At 74.0% G+C, this 23776-nt stretch carries 27 protein-coding genes; 9 read left to right on the top strand and 18 right to left on the bottom strand.

What is annotated here, in order from left to right:
* Window positions 1-168: 168 nt before the first annotated feature.
* The 4 genes from PIR53_20100 to PIR53_20085 all read left to right on the top strand — a co-directional run bounded on the left by PIR53_20100 (window position 169) and on the right by PIR53_20085 (window position 3530).
* A complete protein-coding gene (locus PIR53_20100; GenBank protein ID WZH54483.1) occupies window positions 169-897 on the top strand; it encodes an amino acid ABC transporter ATP-binding protein in 729 nt (242 codons plus the stop codon).
* Between the two features lie 92 nt (window positions 898-989).
* Entirely contained in the window at window positions 990-1895 is a 906-nt protein-coding gene (locus PIR53_20095; protein ID WZH52301.1) for a glutamate ABC transporter substrate-binding protein, read from the top strand.
* A gap of 88 nt (window positions 1896-1983) precedes the next feature.
* Complete coding sequence (locus PIR53_20090) at window positions 1984-2682, top strand: ABC transporter permease subunit (GenBank protein ID WZH52300.1); 699 nt, start codon at window positions 1984-1986, stop codon at window positions 2680-2682.
* Entirely contained in the window at window positions 2679-3530 is an 852-nt protein-coding gene (locus PIR53_20085) for an amino acid ABC transporter permease (protein WZH52299.1), read from the top strand. Before PIR53_20090 ends, PIR53_20085 begins: the two co-directional genes overlap by 4 nt.
* Before the next feature lie 45 nt (window positions 3531-3575).
* Here PIR53_20085 and PIR53_20080 read toward each other — a convergent pair whose 3' ends face one another.
* Entirely contained in the window at window positions 3576-4055 is a 480-nt protein-coding gene (locus tag PIR53_20080; GenBank protein ID WZH52298.1) for a hotdog fold domain-containing protein, read from the bottom strand.
* 10 nt (window positions 4056-4065) lie between these two features.
* Window positions 4066-4875 (bottom strand): methyltransferase domain-containing protein, encoded by an 810-nt coding sequence (locus tag PIR53_20075; protein ID WZH52297.1) that lies wholly within the window; start codon window positions 4873-4875, stop codon window positions 4066-4068.
* A 64-nt stretch (window positions 4876-4939) separates the two neighbouring features.
* Here PIR53_20075 and PIR53_20070 point away from each other — a divergent pair, with 64 nt between their 5' ends.
* Entirely contained in the window at window positions 4940-5425 is a 486-nt protein-coding gene (locus PIR53_20070) for a MarR family transcriptional regulator (GenBank protein WZH52296.1), read from the top strand.
* A 394-nt stretch (window positions 5426-5819) separates the two neighbouring features.
* On the opposite strand, the gene PIR53_20065 is transcribed toward PIR53_20070, so the two are convergent.
* The 7 genes from PIR53_20065 to rsmI form a co-directional block, all read right to left on the bottom strand.
* Entirely contained in the window at window positions 5820-7631 is a 1812-nt protein-coding gene (locus PIR53_20065) for an ABC-F family ATP-binding cassette domain-containing protein (GenBank protein WZH52295.1), read from the bottom strand.
* The gene (locus PIR53_20060; protein WZH52294.1) at window positions 7631-8584 is read right to left on the bottom strand and encodes a 4-(cytidine 5'-diphospho)-2-C-methyl-D-erythritol kinase; all 954 of its coding nucleotides are present in this window, start codon (window positions 8582-8584) and stop codon (window positions 7631-7633) included. The genes PIR53_20065 and PIR53_20060 overlap by 1 nt, the downstream gene beginning before the upstream one ends.
* Window positions 8581-9510, bottom strand: coding sequence for a 16S rRNA (adenine(1518)-N(6)/adenine(1519)-N(6))-dimethyltransferase RsmA (rsmA, locus tag PIR53_20055; GenBank protein ID WZH52293.1), 930 nt, complete (start codon window positions 9508-9510; stop codon window positions 8581-8583). Before rsmA ends, PIR53_20060 begins: the two co-directional genes overlap by 4 nt.
* A 125-nt stretch (window positions 9511-9635) precedes the next feature.
* Complete coding sequence (locus PIR53_20050; protein ID WZH52292.1) at window positions 9636-10829, bottom strand: transglycosylase family protein; 1194 nt, start codon at window positions 10827-10829, stop codon at window positions 9636-9638.
* A 308-nt stretch (window positions 10830-11137) separates the two neighbouring features.
* Window positions 11138-12055, bottom strand: coding sequence for a TatD family hydrolase (locus PIR53_20045; GenBank protein WZH52291.1), 918 nt, complete (start codon window positions 12053-12055; stop codon window positions 11138-11140).
* Entirely contained in the window at window positions 12052-12906 is an 855-nt protein-coding gene (locus PIR53_20040) for an alpha/beta fold hydrolase (protein ID WZH52290.1), read from the bottom strand. Before PIR53_20040 ends, PIR53_20045 begins: the two co-directional genes overlap by 4 nt.
* Window positions 12907-13024: 118 nt before the next feature.
* Window positions 13025-13870, bottom strand: a complete 846-nt coding sequence (gene rsmI, locus PIR53_20035; GenBank protein ID WZH52289.1) for a 16S rRNA (cytidine(1402)-2'-O)-methyltransferase — start codon at window positions 13868-13870, stop codon at window positions 13025-13027.
* Between the two features lie 24 nt (window positions 13871-13894).
* Here rsmI and PIR53_20030 point away from each other — a divergent pair, with 24 nt between their 5' ends.
* Entirely contained in the window at window positions 13895-15622 is a 1728-nt protein-coding gene (locus PIR53_20030) for a phospholipid carrier-dependent glycosyltransferase (protein WZH52288.1), read from the top strand.
* On the opposite strand, the gene PIR53_20025 is transcribed toward PIR53_20030, so the two are convergent.
* Complete coding sequence (locus PIR53_20025) at window positions 15619-16662, bottom strand: SDR family NAD(P)-dependent oxidoreductase (protein WZH52287.1); 1044 nt, start codon at window positions 16660-16662, stop codon at window positions 15619-15621. The genes PIR53_20030 and PIR53_20025 overlap by 4 nt on opposite strands.
* Window positions 16663-16779: 117 nt before the next feature.
* On the opposite strand from PIR53_20025, the gene PIR53_20020 reads away from it, so the two are divergent.
* On the top strand, window positions 16780-17190 hold the full coding sequence (locus PIR53_20020) for a TIGR03618 family F420-dependent PPOX class oxidoreductase (GenBank protein WZH52286.1): 411 nt from the start codon (window positions 16780-16782) through the stop codon (window positions 17188-17190).
* Between the two features lie 95 nt (window positions 17191-17285).
* Here the strand turns inward: PIR53_20020 and PIR53_20015 are convergent, their stop codons facing one another.
* Together PIR53_20015 and PIR53_20010 are read right to left on the bottom strand one after the other, a co-directional pair.
* Window positions 17286-17822 carry a DNA starvation/stationary phase protection protein gene (locus PIR53_20015; GenBank protein ID WZH52285.1) on the bottom strand — a complete coding sequence of 179 codons (537 nt, stop codon included), beginning with the start codon at window positions 17820-17822 and terminating at the stop codon, window positions 17286-17288.
* Between the two features lie 99 nt (window positions 17823-17921).
* Window positions 17922-18521, bottom strand: coding sequence for a helix-turn-helix domain containing protein (locus PIR53_20010; GenBank protein ID WZH52284.1), 600 nt, complete (start codon window positions 18519-18521; stop codon window positions 17922-17924).
* Between the two features lie 183 nt (window positions 18522-18704).
* On the opposite strand from PIR53_20010, the gene PIR53_20005 reads away from it, so the two are divergent.
* Both PIR53_20005 and PIR53_20000 read left to right on the top strand, forming a co-directional pair.
* Window positions 18705-19991 (top strand): MFS transporter, encoded by a 1287-nt coding sequence (locus tag PIR53_20005; GenBank protein WZH52283.1) that lies wholly within the window; start codon window positions 18705-18707, stop codon window positions 19989-19991.
* A gap of 63 nt (window positions 19992-20054) precedes the next feature.
* Entirely contained in the window at window positions 20055-20333 is a 279-nt protein-coding gene (locus PIR53_20000) for an HU family DNA-binding protein (protein ID WZH52282.1), read from the top strand.
* Between the two features lie 102 nt (window positions 20334-20435).
* Here PIR53_20000 and PIR53_19995 read toward each other — a convergent pair whose 3' ends face one another.
* The 6 genes from PIR53_19995 to PIR53_19970 form a co-directional block, all read right to left on the bottom strand.
* Window positions 20436-21008, bottom strand: coding sequence for a hypothetical protein (locus PIR53_19995; GenBank protein WZH52281.1), 573 nt, complete (start codon window positions 21006-21008; stop codon window positions 20436-20438).
* Between the two features lie 94 nt (window positions 21009-21102).
* Window positions 21103-21891, bottom strand: a complete 789-nt coding sequence (locus PIR53_19990) for an enoyl-CoA hydratase-related protein (GenBank protein ID WZH52280.1) — start codon at window positions 21889-21891, stop codon at window positions 21103-21105.
* 96 nt (window positions 21892-21987) lie between these two features.
* Window positions 21988-22110: a type B 50S ribosomal protein L36 gene (gene ykgO, locus PIR53_19985; protein WZH52279.1), complete on the bottom strand. Its 123-nt coding sequence runs from the start codon at window positions 22108-22110 to the stop codon at window positions 21988-21990.
* 16 nt (window positions 22111-22126) lie between these two features.
* A complete protein-coding gene (rpmF, locus tag PIR53_19980) occupies window positions 22127-22318 on the bottom strand; it encodes a 50S ribosomal protein L32 (protein WZH52278.1) in 192 nt (63 codons plus the stop codon).
* Between the two features lie 39 nt (window positions 22319-22357).
* Window positions 22358-23455: a GTP-binding protein gene (locus tag PIR53_19975; GenBank protein ID WZH52277.1), complete on the bottom strand. Its 1098-nt coding sequence runs from the start codon at window positions 23453-23455 to the stop codon at window positions 22358-22360.
* A complete protein-coding gene (locus PIR53_19970; GenBank protein WZH52276.1) occupies window positions 23452-23730 on the bottom strand; it encodes a type B 50S ribosomal protein L31 in 279 nt (92 codons plus the stop codon). The genes PIR53_19975 and PIR53_19970 overlap by 4 nt, the downstream gene beginning before the upstream one ends.
* Between the last annotated feature and the right edge of the window lie 46 nt (window positions 23731-23776).

Raw genomic sequence — 23776 nt, 5'->3', positions numbered from 1 at the left:
CCCCGCCGAGTCGGGAACGCCCGCCGCGTCCCGGCCGACGGTCACGAATCGGTCCCGATTGATCCCGCCGGACCAGGGGGACTGGCCCGGAAGGACCATGCAGCACTAGGTTCCAGCGCCATGACGACGCTGGAGAAAGGCCCGGCGCCGGCGGGCCAGGGCGAGCCCCTGGTCGTGCTGACGGGCGTGCAGAAGTGGTTCGGCCAGCTCCACGTGCTCCAGGACATCGAGCTGACGGTCCACCGCGGCGAGGTCGTGGTGGTCATCGGCCCGTCGGGCTCGGGCAAGTCGACGCTGTGCCGCACCATCAACCGCCTCGAGACCGTCGGCGAGGGCACCATCACGCTCGACGGCCAGCCGCTCCCCCAGGAGGGCAAGGCGCTGGCGAACCTGCGCGCCGAGGTCGGCATGGTGTTCCAGAGCTTCAACCTCTTCGCCCACAAGACGATCCTCGAGAACGTGACGCTGGGCCCGATCAAGGTGCGCGGCCAGTCGAAGGCCGACGCCGAGCGCAAGGCCCGCGAGCTCCTCGACCGGGTGGGCGTCGGCCACCAGGCGGACAAGTACCCGGCCCAGCTCTCCGGCGGCCAGCAGCAGCGCGTGGCCATCGCCCGCGCGCTGGCGATGGAGCCCAAGGTCATGCTCTTCGACGAGCCCACCTCGGCGCTCGACCCGGAGATGATCAAGGAGGTCCTCGACGTCATGGTCAGCCTCGCGCAGGGCGGCATGACGATGATCGTCGTGACCCACGAGATGGGCTTCGCCCGCACGGCCGCCGACCGCGTCGTGTTCATGGCCGACGGTCAGATCGTCGAGGAGAACACCCCCGAGGAGTTCTTCACCGACCCGCAGAGCGAGCGGGCCCGGGACTTCCTCGGGAAGATCCTCAAGCACTGACCTGCACCTGACCTGATCCGGCGCGTTCCCTGCGCCGGGACCCACCCACCGGATCGATCTGCTCCCCACCGAGGGGGAGCGAGGAGGAACAGATGCGACTCAAGAGGATGATGGCCGCGGCTTCGGGCGTGGTGCTCGCCGCGTCCCTGGCGGCCTGCGGCGACGCCGGCAGCGACGACGACGCCGTGGGCGGTGCCGACACCACCGTCGAGGCCGACGACGACTGCGACGGCAAGTTCGAGGAGGGCTCGCGCATGGCCGAGCTCGCCGACGCGGGCGAGATCAACGTGGGCGTGCGCTTCGACCAGCCGGGCCTCGGCTTCAAGGGCACCAACGACGACCTGCCGCGCGGCTTCGACGTCGCGATCGCGAAGCTGCTCATCGCCGACCTGTGCATCGACCCGGACGACACCAGCAAGGTGACCTACGAGGAGACCATCTCCGACAACCGCGAGCCCTACCTGCAGTCGGGCCGCGTCGACCTGGTCGCCGCGTCGTACTCGATCACCGACGCGCGCCGTGAGCTCGTCGGCCAGGCGGGTCCCTACTTCCTCACCGGCCAGCAGGTGCTCGTGCCCGAGGACAGCGACGTCGAGTCGATCGAGGACCTCCAGGGCCAGGAGGTCTGCTCGGCCTCCGGCTCGACCTCGCTCGAGAACGTCACCGAGGCCGGCGCGGTCGGCGTCCCCGCCGACACCTACAGCCTCTGCGCCGAGCAGGTCGCGGACGGCACCGTGCCCGCCATGTCGACCGACGGCTCGATCCTGCTGGGCCTCGCGGCGCAGTACGACGGCGCGCTCAAGGTCGTCGGCGACGAGTTCTCCGAGGAGCGCATCGGCATCGGCTACAGCCTCGAGCGCCCCGAGATGTGCGAGTGGATCAACGGTGTGCTCGAGGAGTCGTTCGAGGACGGCTCGTGGGCGGACGCCTTCGAGGAGACCCTGGGCGCCTCCGGTGCCGAGACCCCCGAGCCCCCGACGCTCGACTCCTGCTCCTGATCCACCTCCCCCTGCGGCCGCTGGCCCGGGACGGCGCTGCGTCGTCCCGGGCCGGTGGGCGCCGAGGCCCTGACCCCCGAGGAGCCGCATGACCGCGATCACCGAGAACTACCAGGCGATCGTCATCAGCTTCGTCACCGCGATCCTGCTGTTCGTCGTCTCCGGCATCGGCTCGCTCCTGCTCGGCACGTTCCTGGCGGCCCTGCGCGTCGGACCGGTGGCGATCATGCGCCGCGCCGCAGGCGTCTACGTCACGTCGGTGCGGAACATCCCGCTCCTGGTCGTGCTGCTGTTCCTGTACTACGCGGGACCGAAGATCGGCGTGACCTTCCGGTTCGTCGACATCGTCATCCCCACCGGGTGGGGCGACATCCGCATGACCAACGCGTTCGCCACGGCGGTCGTCGGCCTGACGCTCTACACGTCCTGCTTCGTCTGCGAGGCCATCCGCTCCGGCATCAACGCCGTGCCGGTGGGCCAGGCCGAGGCGGCCCGGGCGATCGGCCTGCCGTTCTCCGGCGTCATGCGCCAGGTGGTGCTGCCCCAGGCCTTCCGCGCCGCGCTGCCGCCGCTGGCGAGCACCCAGATCGCGCTGCTGAAGAACACGACGGTGGCGATCGCCATCACGGTGCTCGAGACGGCCTACCAGCTCAAGCAGCTCACCGACGCCAACCCCGGCGACCGGTGGTGGCTGCTCGCGGTGTTCGCCGGCGGCTTCGTGCTGCTCGTCGAGATCGTGTCCTTCGCCAGCAACCGCATGGAACGACGTTGGAGGGTCGCGCGATGAGCACGAGTGTCCTGTTCGACGCCCCCGGCCCGAAGACCGTCCGGCGGCACCGTCTCTACACGGTCCTGACGATCGTCGGACTCGTCGCCGTCCTCGCGGTGGTGGCCTGGCGCCTCGCCTCGAGCGGGCAGCTCGAGGGCGACAAGTGGGAGGTCTTCGTGACCCCCGCCTACCTGGAGCGCATCCTCGTCGACGGTGTGCTCGAGACCCTGAAGATGGCGGCCGGCGGCATCGTCGGCGCCGTCGTCCTCGGTCTCGTGCTCGGCATCGGCAAGCTGTCGGACCACGCCGTCGTGCGGGTCCCGTCGTGGGCTCTCGTCGAGTTCTTCCGCGCGGTGCCCGTGCTGATGCTGATGATCTTCTTCTTCTCGGTCTACGGCATCTACAACGGGGACTCCGGCCCGTTCTGGTGCGTCGTGTGGGCGCTGTCGCTCTACAACGGCGCCGTGCTCGCCGAGGTGTTCCGCGCGGGCATCCTGGCGGTGCCGTCGGGGCAGGCGGAAGCGGCGTACGCCATCGGCATGCGCAAGACGCAGGTCGTCTGGATCATCCTGCTGCCGCAGGCCGTCAAGATCATGATCCCGGCGATCATCAGCCAGTGCGTGGTGACGCTGAAGGACACGAGCCTGGGCTACGCGATCGCCGCACCCGGCCTGACCGCGCTCGCGCGGCCGCTCTACCTGGAGTTCCAGAACCACGTGCCCGTGTTCATCGTCATCGCGGCCATCTACCTCGTGCTCAACCTGCTGCTCACCGCGCTCGCCAACGTCGTGCAGCGACGCTTCGTCGGCGAGAAGAAGCAGCTGGAGGTGTCGGCCGTGGGCACGGCCGACCAGCGCACGGTCTGAGCGCGACCCGCCAGCGGGCGGGCGCTGCGGGCGACGCCGGAGGGCTCAGCGCTTCTTCGGCGTCACCCAGAGGCGGATGACGCCCTCGATGACGACCTCGCCGTCGGCCCGCACGCCGCGCACGCGCACCGGCAGGTCGGGGTCGTCGCCCGTCCACTGCTCCGGGTCGGTCTCGGCGATGCACCGGATGTCGCTGTCGGCCTTGGCCGTGTAGGCCACGTCCATGCCCTTGGGGATCCAGCGCTTGTCCGCAGGGATGGTGGCCTCCGCGAGCGCGCCCATCGCGGCCTCGAGCCCGTTGCACAGCGCGATCGCGTGCACCGTGCCGATGTGGTTGTGCACGCCGCGGCGCTTCGGGATGAGCAGCTCGGCGTAGTTGGGCCGCAGCTCGGTGAAGCGCGGCCGGATCGTCGCGAAGTAGGGCGCCTTCTGCGCGAACGCCAGCGAGAACACTCGCTTCCCCACGAGGGACCCGACGACGGGCAGCTGCGTGGTCTGCTTCCAGAGGTTCAGCACGGCGGACATGACGCGAACCTTACTGCTCGGTAACCACGCCGTCCACACGCCTCGCGACCACGAACACCCGCCGGAAGGGCAGCACGACGGCGGGCTCGCCGCCGACCTCCGTGGTGGGGTACGCCGCCCGCAGCAGCTCCCCCAGCTCCGCCCGGAACCGTGCCCGCAGGTCCGCGGGCAGCGCCTCGAGCGTCGGTCGGGCGCCGGTCGAGGCGATCCACGTCAACACAGGGTCATCGCCGCGGAGCACGTGCAGGTAGGTGGTCTCCCACGCGTCGACCTCGGCGCCCGCGGCGGCGAGCACGCCGAGGTACGTCGCCGCGTCGTGCGCCGCGGGGTCGGCGACGCCGGCGGTGAACATGGCGTACGGCGCGGTCGCCGCCAGCTCGCGGCGCAGCACGTGGCTCGGCTCGTCGAAGTTGCCCGGCACCGAGAACGCCAGCGTGCCCCCGGGCGCGACCTGCGCGAGCAGGCCCGGCAGCAGGTCGAGGTGCCCCGGCACCCACTGGTACGTCGCGTTGGAGACCACCACGTCGACGGGGGCCGTCGCGGTCCACGTGCGGACGTCACCGAGTGCGAAGGAGAGCCCGGGCACGTCGGCGTGGTCGCGACGGGCGCGCTCGAGCATCTCGGGCGAGGAGTCGACACCGACGACGGCGGCGTCGGGCCAGCGGCGGCCGAGCAGCGCCGTGAGGTTGCCGGGGCCGCACCCGAGGTCGACGACGCGCCGGACCCGGTCGGGCTCCACGGCGACGCGGGCGAGGAGCTCGCCGTACGGACGGCCGCGCTCGTCGGCGTAGGTCAGGTAGTCGCTCGGGTCCCAGGCCATGCCGACCACGGTCCACCCGAAACATCTTGATGTCAAGATTCTCGATCGCGGCTACGATGCCGCCATGCGGGACGAGGTGGACGACCTGGTGGAGGCGTGGGCGCGCGAGCGGCCCGACCTCGACCTCGGCCCCGTCGAGGTCTTCAGCCGGATCAGCCGGCTCTCCAAGCACCTCGACCTCGCCCGGCGCCGAGCGTTCGCGGAGCACGGCATCGAGACGTGGGAGTTCGACGTGCTCGCCGCCCTCCGCCGTGCGGGTGAGCCCTACGAGCTCTCCCCCGGCCGCCTCCTGCGCGAGACGCTGGTGACGAGCGGGACGATGACCAACCGCGTCGACCGCCTCGTGTCCCGCGGCCTCGTCGAGCGCCTCCCCGACCCCCACGACCGCCGCGGCGTGCTCGTGCGGCTCGCGGCGGAGGGCAAGGCGGCCGTCGACAACGCGTTCGCCGCGCTCGTCGCCGCCGAGGCCGCCCTGCTCGCCGAGCTCCCCGCCGACGAGCGCGACGCGCTCGCCGGGTTGCTGCGGGAGCTCATGCGGCCGTTCCGCTGAGGGGGCCGGCACTTTCCCCGGCTAGCCGGGGAACACGCCGCTTTGACCATCAACGTTGATGGTCAAAGCGGCGTGTTGATGCTTCAACCCTCGCCAGTACGCTGCGAACCGGCCCGCGAGTCATCCCCAGGACGCGATGTGAGCGGCGTCCTCCACAGCTGGCCGACCGACGGGCCGCGGAGGATCCGGTCCACCCGCTGCCCTGGATCTTCCGCGAGGACGCCTGACGGGGCCGCGGATGCGGCACGGCGTTGGTCGGGGCCGGTCCGAGAGGAGTCGCGAAACTGGGACGTCGGTGCGGCTCCCGGACGGCCGGCGATGTCCCGGCCGCACATTTCGCATCCCAGCCGAGCCCAGCCGAGCCCAGCCGAGCCCAGCCCAGCCGAGCCCCACCTCAGCCCAACAGCTCGGCGGCCTCGAGCCACTCGAGCTCGAGCTCCTCGCGCTCGTCGGCCAGCGCCTGCAGGCGGGCCCCGATGTCGGCGAGACGCTCGTAGTCGGCCGCGTGCTCGACGGCCTCGGCGTTGAGCGCCGCCTCGTCGGCGGCGATCCGCGCGAGGCGCTTCTCCACACGGGCGACGGTCTTCCGGGCGGCGCGCTCCTCGGCGCTGCCGGACTTGGCCCCGCGGGCGGGAGCACCCGCCGAGGGAGCACCCGCCGAGGGAGCACCGACCACGGCCGGCGACTCCGGCAGCGCGCCCTTCGCCGAGGTCGACGCGGCGCGGCGCTCGAGGTACTCGTCCACGCCCCGCGGCAGCATCGACAGCTGCCCGTCGCCGAGCAGCGCCCAGACGGAGTCGGTCGCGCGCTCGAGGAAGTAGCGGTCGTGGCTCACCACGAGCAGCGTCCCGGGCCAGCCGTCGAGGAAGTCCTCGAGCACCTGCAGGGTCTCGATGTCGAGGTCGTTGGTGGGCTCGTCGAGGAGCAGCACGTTGGGCTCCTCCAGCAGCAGGCAGAGCAGCTGGAAGCGCCGCCGCTCCCCGCCGGAGAGGTCGCCGATCCGGGCGGTCAGCCGGTCGCCGGTGAAGCCGAACCGCTCGAGCAGGGACGTCGCGGTGATCTCGCCGTCGGCCGTCGTGGTCACCCGGCGGATCGACTCGACCATCGGAAGCACGCGCGCGGTGGGGTCGAGGTCGTCGAGCTGCTGGGTGAGGTGGGCGAGCGCGACCGTGCGGCCCCGCTTCACCTTGCCCGCGTCCGGAGCGAGCGCCCCCGCGACCAGTGACAGCACCGAGGTCTTGCCGGCGCCGTTGACACCGACGATCCCGACCCGGTCGCCCGGTCCGAGCCGCCAGGTGGCGTCGCGCAGCAGCATCCGGTCGCCCCGGCGCAGGTCGACGTGCTCGAGGTCGACGACGTCCTTGCCGAGCCGCTGGGTGGCGAACCGCTGGAGCGCCAAGGTGTCGCGCGGCGGCGGCTCGTCCTCGATGAGCGCGTTGGCGGCGTCGATGCGGAACTTGGGCTTCGACGTGCGCGCGGGGGCACCCCGGCGCAGCCACGCGAGCTCCTTGCGGGCGAGGTTGGCCCGCCGCGACTCGACCGCGGCGGCCACGCGGGCGCGCTCGGCGCGGGCGAGGGTGAACGCGGCGTACCCGCCCTCGTAGACGTCCACGACCCCGTCGTGGACCTCCCAGGTCCACTGGCAGACGGCGTCGAGGAACCAGCGGTCGTGGGTGACGACGAGGAGCGCCGACGGAAGCCCCGCGACGTGCTGCGCGAGCCAGGCGACGGCCTCGACGTCGAGGTGGTTGGTCGGCTCGTCGAGCACGAGCAGGTCGTGCTGGTCGAGGAGCAGTTCCGCCAGCGCGCAGCGCCGCCGCTCGCCGCCGGACAGCCCCACGACGGGCCGGTCGAGCTCGACGCCGGCCAGCAGCACCTCGACGACCTCGCGCGTCGTGGCGTCGGCGGCCCACTCGTGGTCGGCCTTGCCGCCGAGCACCGCCTCGCGCACGGAGTGGGTGTCGTCGAGCCGGTCGCCCTGGTGCAGGTGCCCGACGAGGAGGCCGCGGGTCTGCGACACGCGGCCGGTGTCCGGTTCCTCCGTGCCCGTGAAGACGTTGAGCAGCGTCGACTTGCCGTCGCCGTTGCGGCCGACGACGCCGATCCGCTGGCCCTCGCCGATGCCGAGCGAGACCTCCGTCAGCAAGGGCCGCACGCCGAAGGACTTCGAGACCTTCTCGAGGTTGACGAGGTTCGGGGCGGCCATCAGACGTACTCCACACGGTGGGCACCGGCCACCGGGCCGGTGGCGACGAGCACGACGTCGTACGACGCCTGCAGGCGCGCGGCGACCTCCCGCGCCTCGTCGGGCGAGCCGCAGAGGAAGACGCAGGTGGGGCCGGAGCCGGACACGATGCCCCGCAGCGCCCCGGCGGCCTCGCCGTCGGCGAGCACGTCGGCCAGCTCGGGACGGAGGTCGAGGGCGGGGGCCTGGAGGTCGTTGTGCAGCACCGCCGCGAGCGTGACGGGGTCCTGCGAGGCGAGGGCCGCGATGACGCGGTCGGGCACGACGACCGACTCCTCCGCGTCGGGCCGCATCCGGTCGAAGTGCTGGTAGACGCTCGGCGTCGACAGCCCGAGCGCCTGCGGCACGACGACCCACCACCAGGCGGCGTCGGCGATGGCGGGGTCGCTGTAGGGCGTCACCTGCTCCCCCCGGCCGACCCCGGCCGCGGTGCCGCCCAGCAGGGAGAACGGCACGTCGCTGCCCAGCTCGGCCGCGATCGCCAGCAGCGCGTCGTCCGGGGTGCGCAGGTCGTGGAGGCGGTCGAGCGCCACGAGTGCGGCGGCGGCGTCCGCGGACCCGCCGGCGAGCCCGCCCGCGACGGGGACCGCCTTGGCGATCTCGACGTCCGCCCGTAGCGTCCGCCCGTGGTGCGCGCCGAGGAGCTGCGCGGCGCGGTGCACGAGGTTGGTGCCCGGGGCGAGCGGTACGGCGCCGGCGTCGACGTGGTCGGCGGCGTGGAGGGCGAGCCGGACCGGGTTGGTGCCCGAGCCGCCGGGGCGGGCGGTGAGGTCGTCGTAGAGCCCGATGGCCTGGTAGACCGTCGCCACCGGGTGGAAGCCGTCGGGGCGGACCGCGCCCACCGCCAGGTAGAGGTTGATCTTGGCGGGGGCGCGCACCGTCACCGCCGTCGTCGCCCGGCTGCGGCTGCTCACGCGCGGCTCCCGCGGGTCGGACCGGTCGCGTCGGCGGGCACCAGCGCACCGGTCGCGACGAGCGCGTCGGTGAGGGCGGCGAACTGCTCGACCTCGAGCTGCTCCCCACGCACCGTGGCGGCCAGGCCCGCCTGCGCGAACGCGGCCTCGAGCCGATCGGCCGCCCCCTCGCCCGACGCCGCCGTCATCGGCCGCAGCGCCGCCCGCAGCGTCTTGCGGCGCTGGGCGAAGGCGGCGTCGACGACGCGGAACACGTCCGCGCGGGAGGCGACGGCAGCGGGGGGCTCGCGGCGCGTCCAGGCCACGAGGCCCGAGTCCACGTTGGGCGCGGGCCAGAAGACGTTGCGACCGATGGCGCCGGCGCGGCGCACGTCGGCATACCAGGCCGCCTTCACCGACGGCACGCCGTAGATGCGCGAGCCCGGCCCCGCGGCCAAGCGGTCGGCGACCTCGGACTGCACCATGACGAGCCCGCGCTCCAGCGACGGCAGGAGCGCCATGAGGTGCAGCAGCACCGGGACCGACACGTTGTAGGGCAGGTTGGCCACGAGCGCGGTGGGCGGTGGTCCGGGGATCTCGTCCACCCGCATCGCGTCGGCGAGCACGACCTCGAGGGTGTCGGCCTGCGCGGGCGCGTGCTCGGCGATGGTGGCCGGCAACCGCTCGGCGAGCAGCGGGTCGACCTCGACGGCGACGACGCGGCGTACGGCGCCCAGCAGCGCCAACGTCAGCGAGCCCAGGCCGGGACCGACCTCGACCACCACGTCCTCGGCCCCCACGCCGGACTCGCGCACGATGCGCCGCACCGTGTTGGGGTCGATGACGAAGTTCTGCCCGCGCTGCTTCGTGGGCCGCAGGTCGAGCTCCGCGGCGAGCCGACGGACGTCGGCGGCGCTGAGGAGGCGGGGCTCGCCGGGGTCGGTCACGGGGCTCACCCTACTGACGCCGGATGCGGACAAGCCGCCGTGGTCGCCCGGTCGGGCGTCCACGACGGCTCGTCGCTGGTGCTGGGTCCTGCTGGGTCCTGCGTGTCGTGCGGTGGAGCAGGTGATCAGCGCGGCAGGCCGAGCTTGCTCGCGCAGCCGGGCCACGCGCCGTACCCACCGCGGTCGTCGCGCACCTTGGTGGCGATGCGGATCTGCTCGGCGCGGCTGTTCTCGTGCGGGTAGCCCGAGCCGCCGTAGGCGCGCCAGGTCTGCAGGTTGAACTGGAGGCCGCCGTAGTAGCCGTTGCCGGTGTTGATGGCCCAGTTGCCGCCCGACTCGCACTGCGCGAGGCGGTCCCAGTCGGTCGAGCCGGACTCGTAGTTGCTGCCACCCGCGGGGGCCGACGAACCCGAGGACCTGGAGGGCTCCGGCTCGGGCTCCTTGGTGCCGACGCGGATGCGCTCGGTGACGGGCGCCGTGGTGACCTCGCGGGAGAGCTCGGTGCGCTCGACGGTGCTGCCGTTGCGGAAGACGACGCGGTAGGTCACGTCGGCGGCGCCGTCGCGGCCCTCCTGCTCGACCTCGCGCTCGCCCTTCTCCAGGCTCGGGTCGTTGACCTCGACGGTGTCGTGGGGCACGCGCTGGCCCTCGACGGTCGCCTCCTCCGCGGTCCAGCGGACCACGGTGATGGTCTGGCCGTCGGTGACGGTGCTGTCGAGCGCGGGGTCGACGGCGTCGGTCTCCGAGACCTCGACACCCATCTGCTCGAGCACGTCGGCGACGGTCGTCGCGGCGACCCGCTCCTGCACCGGGTCGTCGAGGCCGACGACGACGGTGAGCGTCTTCGGGGTGACCAGCTCGAGGGCGAGGCCCTCGCGGTCGATCGAGGCGCTGCGGCTCACCGAGACGGTGGCGGCGTCGTCGACGCCGAGCTCCGTCAGGGCGGCGTCGACGTTGGTCGCGAGCACCCAGCGGGTCTGGGACTCACCGTCGACGGTCAGCTCCAGCGGCCGCGCGTAGCGGACGTCGACCTTCGTGCCGTCCTCGACGGCCTCGTCGACGCTGGGGACGACGCGATCGCGCTCCCCCACGTCGATCGACTCCGACTCGAGGACGTCGCCCACCGTGCCTCCGAAGACGGTGACCGTGCGCTCCTGCCCGTCCACCGAGAGGGTGACGGACTTGCCGAGCGCGGCGTAGCCGGCGGTGGTGCCGGCCACCGCCAGCACCACGACCGCGACCAGCGCGATGACGAACCCCCGACTGCGGACGAGCCGGGCGAGATCGCCTCGGCTGCCCAGGACACTGTTGAGCTGCACGCTTCTCCGAACGACGTGGTTCCCGGTTCACGGACGTCGGCGCACCGCTGGGGCCGCGACGTACCGCCGGCGAGCAGGCCGCAGGGGTCTCCTGCCGCGCCTCGTCGGGACCATCGGGATCCAGTCGGGTCGACTGAGGAAGTAGCGGGGATCGGAACGCGGTTGTCTGTCCGCGCCCGGCCCGCGAGCCGCACCCTGCGCCGGTCGGTGTGGTGCCCGATCCCGGCTGACAAGACCCCGACCATAGCGGGGATCGGAGGAGCCTCCAATCCCCCGTGCACAGGGTCACGTGCCTCCCCCGCCCGGGCTCACCCGCTCGTGCGGCCCCAGGAACCCCCGAACGCACGCTCGGTCGAGGCGTCCACCGCGGCGCACAGCTCGCCGAGGTCCTCGCCCCGCACGTCGGCCATCACGCGCATCGTCAGCGGCACCAGGTACGACGCGTTGGGCCGCCCGCGGTAGGGCACGGGCGTCAGGTACGGCGCGTCCGTCTCCACCAGCACCCGGTCCTGGGGCGTCACGGCGAGGGCCTCGCGCAGCGGTGCGGCGTTCTTGAAGGTGACCGTGCCCGCGAAGGAGAGGTGCGCGCCCCGGTCGAGGCAGGCGCGCGCGAAGTCGGCGTCGCCGGAGAAGCAGTGCATGACCCAGCGGTCGGGCGCGCCCTCGGCGTCGAGCACGTCGAGCACGGCCGCGTGCGCGTCGCGGTCGTGGATGACGAGCGTCTTGTCGAGCCGCTTCGCGATCGCGATGTGGCGGGCGAAGCTCTCGCGCTGCGCGTCGACGCCCTCGGGCCCGGTGCGGAAGAAGTCGAGCCCCGTCTCCCCCACGGCCCGCACGTCGGCGTGCGCCCCCGCGAGCCGCTCGATCTCGTCCAGCGCCTCGTCGAGGCGGCCGACCGCGGCCAGGCGTGGCGCCTCGTTGGGGTGCAGGGCCACGCCGGCGACGAGCGCGTCGTACCGCTCCGCCGCGGCGACCGCCCACCGCGCCCCCTCGAGGTCGCAGCCGATCTGCACGATGCGCGGCACGTTGACGGCCGCGCTGGCCGCGAGCGCCGCGTCGACCTCCACCCACGCCCCGTCGGGGCCGTCGGCGATGTCGAGGTGGCAGTGGTTGTCGACGACGGGGTGCGGCAGCGGCTCGGGCGCAGGCGGCCGCGAGCGGTCGCGCCGGGAACCCTGCTCCGTGGCCGCGGCCCGCGACCGGGTGGGACGGTCGGGGTCGGTCACCCGACGCTCCCCACGCGCTCCAGCACCGCCTCGGCCAGCGCCTCCGGCGCGTGCTCGGGCACCCAGTGGCTGACGCCCTGCAGCACGACGAGCTCGTACGGCGCGTCCACGTAGTCCGCCGCCAGCTCCACGCCCGCGCGGTCGACGGCGGTGTCGCCGTCGCTCCACACGAGGGTCGTGGGCACCCGGACGCGCGCCGAGAAGGAGCCGCGCGCGGCAAGGGGCAGCGCACGGTAGTAGGCGATGGCGCCGGGGAACGCGCCGTGCTCGAGGATCTCGGTGCGGAACCGCGCCACGTCCTCCTTGGTCATGCCGGTCGAGCGCAGCACCCGCTCGAGCGCCTCCGGCTTGCGGCCGGCGAGCAGCTCGGGGAGGCGGGGGAGCTGGAAGGCACCGACATACCACGACTTCAGCAGCTGCGGCCCCCGCAGGCCGCCGCGCACGAAGGCGCCCGTGGGCGGCACCGAGACGGCGGTGAAGGTGCGCAGGCGGTCGGGGTACGCCGCGGCGACGCCCCACCCGATGACGGCGCCCCAGTCGTGACCGACGAGGTGGACGCGCTCGCCGGCCGAGCCGAGCGCGTCGAGCAGCGCCCGGACGTCGCCGGCCAGGTGCTGCACGGTGTAGTCGCGGCGCCGGGTCGGACGCGCACCCGGCGAGTAGCCGCGCTGGTCGGGGGCGACGGTGCGGTAGCCGTGGGCGTGCAGCAGCGGCGCCACGCGGCGCCACGACGAGGCCCGCTGCGGGAAGCCGTGGAGGAGCACGACGACGTCCCCGTCGATCGGACCCGAGTCCTCGACGTCGAAGGTCAGGCCCTCGTGGACGAACGACGTGACGCGTGCGGGAGGCATGCGGCCGAGGGTAGCGGGGGCCGACACTTTCCCCGGCTAGCCGGGGAACACGCCACTTAGACCATCAAATTTGATGGTCTAAGTGGTTGGTTCCCCGGCTAGCCGGGGAACCGACCGGTCACCCCTTGTGCACCACGTCGTACACCACGCGCTTGGGCACGCCGGCGGCGTCGGCGACGTCGCGGATGGCGTCCTTGCGCGTCGCGCCCGCCGCCTCGGCCTCGGCGACGGCGGCCCGCAGGCTCTCCGGGTCCGACGCCACCGACGCGCCGGGCGTCGTCCCCTGCACCACGAGCGTCACCTCGCCGCGCACCCCGTCGGCGGCCCAGGCGACCAGCGAGGCGAGGTCGCCGCGGCGTACCTCCTCGTGGGTCTTCGTCAGCTCCCGGCAGACGGCGGCGGGCCGGTCGTCGCCGAACGCCTCCGCGAGCGCGGCGAGCGCGGCGTGGGTGCGGTGGGGCGCCTCGAAGAAGACCATCGTGCGCTCCTCGCGGGCGAGGGCGGCGAGGCGGCGCCCGCGCTCCCCCGCCTTGCGGGGCAGGAAGCCCTCGAAGCAGAAGCGGTCGACGGGCAGCCCGGAGACGGCGAGGGCGGTGAGCACAGCGGACGGGCCGGGGACGGCCGTCACCGGCACGTCGGCCTCGACGCAGGCCGCCACGAGCCGGTAGCCGGGGTCGGACACGCTGGGCATCCCCGCGTCCGTCACCAGCAGCACGCGCTCGCCGGCGAGCAGCGCCTCGAGGAGCACGGGGGTCCGGGCGGTCTCGTTGCCCTCGAAGTACGACACCACGCGCCCGGTCAGCTCCACCCCGAGGTCGCTGGTGAGGCGCCGCAGCCGGCGCGTGTCCTCGGCGGCGACCACGTCGGCCCGGGCGAGCTCCGCGACCAGCCGCGGGGGCGCGTCGTCCGGACGCCCGATCGGGGTGCCCGCCAGCACCAGCACGCCGCTCCCGTCTCCGCTCACGCCCCGATCGTAGAGTTCACCCCCGTGACCTCGCCGATCCTCGCCCGCGCCAGGGAGCGGGCGGGACGCGCCGTGGCTCCGCCCGCAGTGACCCGCGCGCTCGCCGGCTGGTCGACGCGCTGGGGCGGCTGGCTCCCCGCGCTGGGCGTCTTCGCCCTGGCGCTCGGCATGCGGCTGTGGCACCTCGGCACGCCGCGGGAGTTCTCCTTCGACGAGACCTACTACGCGAAGCACGCCTGGTCGCTGCTCAACCTGGGCTACGTGCGGGACTACCCCGACGACGCCAACGACCGGATCCTCGGCGGCGACCTCGACGCGTGGTCCGACGACCCCGAGCTGGTCGTGCACCCGGAGGTCGGCAAGTGGGCGATCGCGCTCGGCATCCGCCTCTTCGGCATGGACCCCTTCGGCTGGCGCTTCGCCGCGGCCGTCGCCGGCGCCCTGCTCGTGCTGGTGCTGTGCCGCCTCGTGCGCCGCATGACCGGCTCGACGATGCTCGGCCTCGTCGCCGGGATCCTCATGGCCTTCGACGGCATGCACTTCGTGCTGTCGCGCCTCGCCCTGCTCGACATCTTCCTCGCGCTCTTCATCACCTGCGGCGTCGCCTGCGTCGTCAACGACCGCTTCTGGCTGCGCGCGCGGCTGGCGCACCTCGTGCCGGAGCGCCCCGACGACCCCGACGCCCGGCTCGACCCGCTCGACGGGACGGCCCGCTGGGCCGCCTGGGGTCCGGTACGACGCCTGCTCTGGCGCCCCTGGCTCCTCACGGGGGGCGTCATGTGGGGCCTCGCGGTGGGCACGAAGTGGACGGCGCTCTACCCGCTGGCCGCCTTCGGCATCCTCGTGTGGGTCTGGAGCGCCGGTGCGCGCCGGATGTTCGGCGTACGGCGTTCCCTCCTCCGCGCCGCCCTCACCGACGGGCTGCCGGCGTTCGGCTACCTCGTGCTGGTCGCGTTCGCGACGTACGTGCTCAGCTGGACCGGCTGGCTGATCCACGCCGACCAAGAGGAGGCGGCGTTCTCCTCGACGCAGTACACGCAGTTCGTGGCGCCCGCCGCGGACTGCGACGGCCAGGCGGAGACCGACCCGTCGAAGCGCTGGCCGACGGCCACGGAGCCGGACGCGTCGGGCCTGGGCGAGGTGGTGCAGTCGCTCCGATCGCTCTGGTACTACCACCAGGACGTCTACACGTTCCACACGCAGTACCTGAACTGCTCCACCCACCCCTACCAGTCCGATCCGCGCGGGTGGCTGCTGCTCAACCGCCCCGTCGGCGTCCACGCCGAGAACGACATCGCGCCGGGGGCGCAGGGCTGCGACGCGGCCCCGGACTCGTCCTGCCTGCGCCAGGTGCTCATCCTCGGCACCCCGGTGCTGTGGTGGTCCGGCGCGGTCGCGCTCGCCTTCGCGGCGCTGATGTGGCTGGGCGCCCGGGACTGGCGCTACGGCGTCGCCGTCGTGGGCGCCCTCTCGACGTGGGTGCCGTGGTTCTTCAACGACGACCGCCCCATCTTCATCTTCTACGCGATGGCGATCCTGCCGTTCACCGTCATCGCGCTCACGCTCGCGCTGGGCCAGCTGGTCGGCCGGTCCCGCGTGCCGACACCGCGCCGCACGGTCGGCGTCGTGGTCGCGGGCGCCGTCGTCGTGCTGGTGATCGTGAACTTCGCGTGGTTCTACCCGATCTACACCGCCGAGCTGCTCACCCGCGGCGAGTGGCTCGACCGCATCTGGTTCGACCGCTGGATCTAGCGGGTGAGGCCCGCGTTCTCCTGCACCCAGTCCCACAGCGCGCGGCGGTCGGCGGCCGACGGCCGGGTACGCCGCAGGAGCGACGTCGGCCGCACCCGACGGTCGTGCCAGAGGGCGCCCGACGGCGGCGCGGGCTCGACGGCCCCCAGCCACACGGCGGTGTCGGCACCCCCGGCGGCGTCGCGCAGCACGGGGCCCGTCAGCTTGTGGAAGCCCGGCAGCGAGTCCACGACGCCCGGCGTGTCGGCCCAGCCGGGGTGCATCGCCGCGACGCTGACGTGCTCCGGGGCCCAGCGCGCGGTGAGCGACGGCAGCAGCTCGACCTGGGCGCGCTTCGACCGCGCGTAGGCCGTGGTGCCCGAGTAGTCCTCGGGCGACGCGTCGTACTCCAGGTCGTCGACCCGCAGCGCCTGCGCGTACATGCCGCCCGACGTCACGAACACGACCCGCGCGCCGCTCGGTGCCGGGTCGGCGGGGTCGGCGGCGTCGGACGACGCCGCGAGGCGGTCGCGGAGCAGGTCGGTGAGCAGCACCGGACCCAGCACGTGGACGGCCATGGACAGCTCGTGGCCCTGCGGCGACAGGGTGCGCTCCGGCGGCATCACCCCGGCGTTGTGCACGAGGACGTCGAGCGTGCGGCCGTCGAGGGCCGCGTCGATGGCGGCGGCCGCGCGGCGTACGTCGTCGAGGTCGCCGACGTCGCAGCGGTCGACCACGAGGTCGGCGCCCGGCACCCGCTCCAGCAGCTCGGCGCGCACCTGCTCGCCCTTCTCGACGTTGCGCACCACGAGCCGCACCGAGGCGCCGAGGCGTGCGAGACCCTCGGCGGTGGCGAGCCCGAGCCCGGAGGTGGCGCCGGTGACCGCGGCGACACGCCCACGGAGGGCGTCGGGCGCCGGGTCGGCGGGCCACGTGGGGAGGCGGCGCCGCAGGCTCAGGCCGAGCTTGGTGTAGCCCGGCGCGATCGTGCGGTCGAGGACGGTGTCGAGACCCCGGGCGAGGGTCGTCGCGAGGGGGGCCTGGCCGGTCCGGTGTGCCATGACCCGAGCCTAGGCAGGCGGTCCCACCCGAGCGGGCGAGCAGCGGATCGCTAGGGTCGACGCGGCGGCGACCCACCGCCGTACCCCCGCTGTGACCCCACGCGAACGGAGCCGCCCGTGCCGTCCTGGACCCCCGACTGGACCGCCGTCCCCGACGGCCTCGCCGCCTTCTTCGCGGAGCGCCACCTCGCGACGCTCACCACGCTGCGTCCCGACGGCCGTCCGCACGTGGTGCCGGTCGGGGTCGGCATCGACGCCGAGCGCGGCTGCGCGTGGGTGATCACGTTCGACGGCGCGCGCAAGGCGCGCAACGTGCAGGCGAGCCCCGGCGGGCCGGTCGCCGTGTGCCACGTCGACGGCGCCCGCTGGGTCACGCTCGAGGGCACGGCCACCGCGACGACCGAGCCCGACGAGGTGGCCCGCGCCGTCGAGCGGTACGCCGCGCGCTACCGCCAGCCGAAGGAGCGCCCCGACCGGGTCGCGCTGCGCATCGACGTCACGCGCGTGCTGCACTCGGCGCGGCTCTGACTCCACGGCCGGGACACGACACGGGCCGGCCCCCTGCTCCGCCACAGAGGACAGGGGGCCGCCCGTCGGGGTCCACGCGCTGGTCGCGCGCGGCGTCACTCGTTGATGCTGGCCGGCTCGCTCGCGTTGGCGGTGCGGTTCTCGGCGTCGATCATCCACGCGAGCTGCTCGAGGCGCTCGATGATGGTGTGGAGGATGTCGGCCGTGGTGGGGTCCTCGGCGTCGACGTCGTCGTGGATCCGACGGGCCGTGCCCGACACCGCGTAGAGCGAGGCGGTGATGAGGTCCACGCACTCCGCGGTGTCGACCTCGGTCGCCGGGAACTCCGGCAGGCTCGACTGGGTGGCGACGCGGGCGGCGCGGCCGTCCACGGTCACGTAGATCGCGCGCATGCGCTCGGCCACGGTGTCGGAGAACTCGCGGGCGGCGTCGACGACCTCGTCGAGCTGCAGGTGGAGGTCGCGGAAGTTCTTCCCGACGACGTTCCAGTGGGCCTGCTTGCCCACGAGGTGGAGGTCGATGAGGTCGGCGCTGAGCGCCTGCAGGTGGTCGGCGAGCTGCTGCGAGGCCGTGAACCGCGGGCTGGCCTTGTGGGTCGCGGCGGGCGTCGTGGTCTGGATCGTGTCGCTCATGGCGATCTCCTCTCCTGGGGGTCGTGGTGCCGGCTGCAGCCGGCTACATCCACCACATAACCACCTTTTCTGGAACCGTTCCAGACAGGAAAGCCTCGCCTAAACGCTGTCGTGACGGGCGATCGCGGTCCAGGCGAACCGTCCGGCCCGTTGCCACGACGCGCGGTCGCCGTCGCCCTTCTCGGAGAGGCGGGACGCCATGCCGAGCACGAGGAGGGACAGGTCGGCGTAGGTGACGTCGGGCGCGACCAGCCCGGCGTCGATCGCGCGCACGAGCGCCACGGTGAACCGCCGCTCGAGCTCGTCGTGGGCCTGCCGCATGCGCTCGTCGAGGTCCTTGCCCCGGAGGAGGTCCAGCGCGAAGCGGTCGCGGCGGAAGCGCTCGAGCACCTCGAGCAGCAGCACCCGCAGCGTGTCGTCGGCGTCCCCCTCGAGATAGCTCGCCACCTCCGCCGACCACGCCTCCATCCAGCGCGTCACGACCTCGCTCAGCAGGTCGGCCTTCGTCGGGAAGTGGCGGAACACCGTCGCGTTCCCGACCTCGGCGCGCCGCGCGACGTCGGCGACGGTGGCATCGAGACCCTTCTCCGCGAAGACCTCCACCGCGGCGTCCGCGACCCGCGCACGGTTGCGGGTGGCGTCGGCGCGGGGCCGGCGCGGCGCGGGCTCCGGCGGCAGCGGCGGGGTCTGGTCGGGCACGGCGCGGAGTCTAGGGGCGCCGGAGGACGCGGTGGCGCAGAACACGTCACCCGCGTGGCGGACGCCTCCAGCGCGCGGACTGACGCCGGCGTGCAACATCCCCGTAACATGGCGAGCAGCTCAGGGTTCGGGCGCGTCTTGGAGGTGGGTACGGCGCGCAGCCTCGTCACGCCCGGAGCCCCCATGTCACCGATGCACTCCTACCGGCGGCTGGTCAGCCTGACCAGTCCCACCTACGTCCTCGTCGCCTTCGTCGCGCGCGTACCCCTCGCCATGGCGCAGATCGGCACCCTGCTGCTCGTGGCCGCCGAGACCGGCAGCTACGGCGCGGGCGGCGCGACCGCCGGTGCACTCGCCGTCGCCAACGCGGTCGGCGCCCCGGTCGCCGGCAGCCTGGCCGACCGTTGGGGCCAGCGCCCCGTGGTGCTCGTCCAGTCCCTCCTCGGAGCGGCCGGGCTCGTCGCCCTCGTGCTGTGCGCCACCGGCGGCGCCCCGCTCGCGACCCTCCTCGTCGTCGCCGCGCTCGCCGGCGCGGCGCTCCCCCAGGTCGGTCCGCTCGCCCGCGTGCGCTGGCGCCCCCTGACCGCCGGCGAGGCCCAGCAGGGCCGTCTCGTCGCCACGGCCTTCTCCTACGAGGGCGCCGCCGACGAGGCCTCTTTCGTGCTCGGCCCGGCCGTCGTCGGCCTGCTCGCCGCCCTCGTCGACCCGGCCGGCGCGCTCCTCGTCGCCGCGGTGACGCTCGCCGTGTTCGGCACCGCCTTCGGCCTGCACGGCTCCGCCCCGCGGGGCACGGGCCGTCGCACCGGCGGCGCCTCCGCCCCGCTCCTCACCGCCACCGTCCTCGTGCTGCTTGGTGCGCAGACCCTGCTCGGCATGGTGTTCGGCTCGATCCAGACCGGCTCGACCGCGGTCGCGACCGACGCCGGGATGCCCGGCGCCGCCGGCCTCGTGCACGCGCTGCTCGGCATCGGCAGCGTCACCGCCGCGCTGACCTACGCGTACCTGCCCGACCGCTTCACCCTCGGCCGACGCCTGCTCGTGGCCGCCGCCGCGCTCGCGGTGCTCAGCTCGCCGCTGCTGCTCGCCGACACGCTGCCGGCCGTCGCCGCCGTGACGCTGGTGCTCGGCTTCGCCGTGGCGCCCTACATGATCACCACCTTCACGCTCGCCGAGCGGGTCGTGCCGGTGGCGCGGGTCGCGACGGCGATGACGCTGCTGGCCGGCGCCACGGGCCTCGGGTACGCCGCGGGCGCCGCCCTCGCGGGCCGCCTGGCCGACCTGGCCCGGGCGGGGTCGATCGACCTCGGGGCGCACACGGCGGCGTACGCCGTCACCGTCGGGTCCGGTCTCGCCGCCCTCCTGCTCGCGGGGGTGGCGGCCTGGCGTCGTACGCTCGTGGCGGAGGTCCCCGACGGGGCCCCGGAGCCCGCGTCCGCGCCCGACACGCCAGCAATCACGGCGGTTCGGTAGCGTGATGCGGGGTTTTCCCCGCTACGGTCGCTCTGACCGCACGTTCTCGACAAGGAGTCACACATGAACAAGAAGGAGCTCGTCGACCAGGTCGCCGCGGCCACCGGCCAGAGCAAGGGCGACGCTGAGTCGGCTGCGAACGCCGTGTTCGACGCGATCGCCAAGGCGCTCGCCGCGGGCGACAAGGTCGCCGTCGCCGGCTTCGGCACCTTCGAGACCCGTGAGCGCGCGGCCCGCACGGGCCGCAACCCGCAGACGGGCGAGGAGATCCAGATCGCCGCGAGCACGTCGCCGGCGTTCAAGGCCGCCGCGGCGCTGAAGAAGCAGGTCTCCGGCTCCTGATCACGGAGACCTGACGTCGGCTCCCCACCGGGGACCGGCCCAGGAACGCGACGAGGGCGTCCGATCCACTGGATCGGACGCCCTCGCTGCGTGTGGGGGCTCTCAGCCCTCGGTGGTCTCCGTCTCGGTGGGCTGCGCCGGCTCCTCGGTCAGGCCGGGGGTCGGCTCGACGGAGTAGAGCGGCGTGCCCTCGGCGTCGCAGGTGGCGCTGACGGTCTCGAGCGCGTTGATCCACTCCTCGTCGGCCGCCTGCAGCGCGGCGGTATCACCCTCGACGGGCGGCGCCTCGATCGTGTACTCCACCCCCGGCTCCATGTCCGTCGGGAAGTTGCTGGGGTCCTCCTCGAACTCCTCCGCCGCGGAGTCGTCGACGTTCGCCGCCGCCTCGGCCCGCGCCTCTGCGGCGTCCGCGAGCGGGGTGAGCGCGTCGCCGGTCTCCGCGTCGGCGTTGTCGACGAAGTCCCGCAGGTCGGCCGCGAGCCGGGTGTAGTCCGTCTCGCCCGGGTCCTCGGCCGGGCTCACGATCTCGCCGACGGCGGGGCACGCCTCGGCGAGGTTCTCCGGGAGGTCGGGAGCGGCGTCCTCGTTGTCGCCGTCGTCGCTGCTGCAGGCGCCCATCGCGAGCGCCACCGCGCCCACGAGCGCTGCGATCCTGGTGCCTCTGCTGGCGCGCATCCGCGTCGTACCTCCACGAGAGCTGGGTGAGCGACCCGACCGGGCCAGCACCGAGGGTAGTCGAGCGGGAGGCGCGCGTTCCCCGAAGGACCGATCAGCCCCCGAACACCGGCGTGCGCTTCGCGAGGAACGCGGAGACACCCTCCCGCCCCTCGGGGCCACCGGCCTGGGCACGGATGCCGAGCGTCTCGGCCCGCAGCCGGCTCTCCGGCGCCGGCTCCGCGGCCTGGCGCAGGAGGCGCTTCGTCGTCGCCTGCGCTCCCGCCGCACCGGCCGCGAGCCGGGCCGCCATCTCCTCGGTGGCGGCCTCGAGCTCGGCGTCCTCGACGACGCGAGCCACGAGACCGGCGGCCTGTGCCTCCTCGGCGCCGAGCCGGTCGTTGAGGAGGGCGAGGCGCAGCGCGCGGTGGAGGCCGAGCGTGTGCACGAGCATGGACGAGCCGCCGTCGGGGCTGAGGCCCGCGCGCGTGTAGGCGAGGGTGAAGCTCGCGGAGCGGGCGGCGAGCACGATGTCGGCCGCGGCGACGAGGGGGAACCCGGCGCCGGCAGCGGCGCCCTGCACGGCGGCGACGACGATCGCGTCGGAGCGCATGAGCTCGCTGATGGCGCGGTGCAGGCCGTCGGCGAGGTCGTCGATGTAGCCCGCCATGTCGTCCGCGCCGCCGAACTGGGCGAGGTCGCCGCCCACGCTGAAGAAGCGGCCGCGGGCGGCGAGCACGACGACCCGCGCACCGTCCACGTTCACGCGGCGGGCGGCGGCGAGCAGCTGCTCGAGCGAGGCGGTGTGGATCGGGTTGCCGGCCTCGGCGTTCTCGAGGGTGATGCGCGCGATGCCGGACTCGGCGTCGTACGCGTAGGCCACGTGGGTCTGCTCAGCGCTCATGGCACCGGAGTCTCCCGCACGGGAGCGTCCGGCCGACCACCGGGCCGACCGAACGCTCCCTCTACCGCGGTGCACGGCGTGGTGCGAGGGGCGGCGTCAGCCCTGGCGGGCCTTGAGCCGCGGGTTCTGCTTGTTGATGACGTACGTGCGGCCACGGCGCCGCACGACCTGCGAGCCGGGCTGGTTCTTGAGCGACCGCAGCGAGTTGCGGACCTTCATCGCGTTCCTCCTCTCCTCATCGGTTCCGGGTCGGTCGGCCGGTGGTGGGATCGACGAGACCGCGCTGCACGGCGCGGACCAGCGACCGGGGCACGGCGTGCACCTCGCCGCCGACGACGACGGGCACGAGGTCGGCGGGCGTCGCCTTCCACTGCGAGCGGCGGTGCCGGGTGTTGCTGCGCGACAGGCGTCGCTTGGGGACGGCCACGGGGACTCCTTCTTCTCTGTTCTCTCCGGTCGGGGGAGCTCAGGCCACGCGTCGGATCGGACCGAGCCACGGCTCGAACCCGTCCTCCGCGGTGGTCCAGCGGATGCCCGGGCCGACGGCGGCCGCCGGCACGAGCAGGGACTCGAACGTCGCGGGCAGGTGGACGGGGCGCTCGCCGACGCCGACGAAGGTGAGGTGCGTACGCCGCGGCCGCGTCCCCCACGCCTCCCCGTCGCCGATGGAGAGGTGCCCACCGGCGCCCTCCCAGAGCAGGGCCCGGTCGGGACGGGTCGGGAGCCAGAAGCAGCCCCGCGTGCGCCAGGGACCCGCCGCGAGCGACTCGAGGTCCTCCACGAGCCGGTCGGGGTGGAACGGCAGGTCGGCGCGTAGCTCCAGCGACCAGACACCGGGGCCGGGCGCTGCGACGAACGGCACCTCGCGCACGTGCGACCCCCAGGCGACGGTCCGGCCGTGCCGGTGCGGCGGTTGCGCCACGAGGGACGCCGCCTCGAGGCGGGCGGCGTCCTGCACCACCGGTACGTCGGGGCGCGCGAGCGTGCGCAGCAGGGTGGCGGCCACGTCGGCGTCGCCCGCCTCGCCGGCGGCCGGTGCACCCGTCAGCACCACGACGTCGGCGTGCTCGACCATCGCGCAGGCGACGTCACCGACACCGCGGTCGTCGTCCGCGGACGTGCCGCGGCCCCGGTCGGCCAGGGTGTCGTCGCCGAGCAGGTCCCCGACGACGGCGGCGTGGTCGAGGGCGGTGACGACGGCCGCGACGCGGAGCCGGCGGGCGAGGCGCGGGTCGCGGGCCAGCACGGTGCAGACCTGGTCGGCCTCGGCGCCGACCGGGAGCTGCACGACGATCGAGCGCCACCGGCCGTCGCGGGCGAGCCGATCGAGGGTGGGCAGCACGTCCTCGCGCAGCGCGCAGCTGACGCAGGCGTGCTCGAGCTCGGTCTCCTCGTGCTCCACCACCCCGGTGAGGTCGGACACGACCCGCTCGAGCACCCCCCGTCCCGCGTCGATGCGGTGGCGCACCGCGACCGCCTGCGGCGCGTCCCAGAGGAGCGCGAGCTGCGCGGCGGCCATCGCGTCCGGGTCGACACCGGTCACGAGCAGCACGGCGGCCCTCACGACGCGGACCCCGCGCCGCGGGGGGCGGCCCCCGCGCCGTACCGACGCTTGAAGGCCTCCACCCGGCCCTCCGTGTCGAGGACGCGCCCCTTGCCGGTCCACCACGGGTGGCTGGCGGAGGAGACGTCGACGTCGACGACGGGGTAGGTCACGCCGTCCACCTCGGTCGTCTCGCCGGTGGTGCGCGCCAGCGTCGAGCGCGTCAGCAGCGTCCAACCGGCCGAGCGGTCGCGGAAGACCACCGGCCCGTAGTCGGGGTGGATGCCCTGCTTCATCGGGATGCTCGCTTTCGTGTGTCTAGAATGAGAACCGTTCTCAAGT

The organism is Nocardioides alkalitolerans, assembly GCA_038184435.1.
In the GTDB taxonomy this organism is placed as follows: domain Bacteria; phylum Actinomycetota; class Actinomycetes; order Propionibacteriales; family Nocardioidaceae; genus Nocardioides; species Nocardioides alkalitolerans_A.
This window is presented reverse-complemented; position numbering and strand designations above follow the sequence as displayed.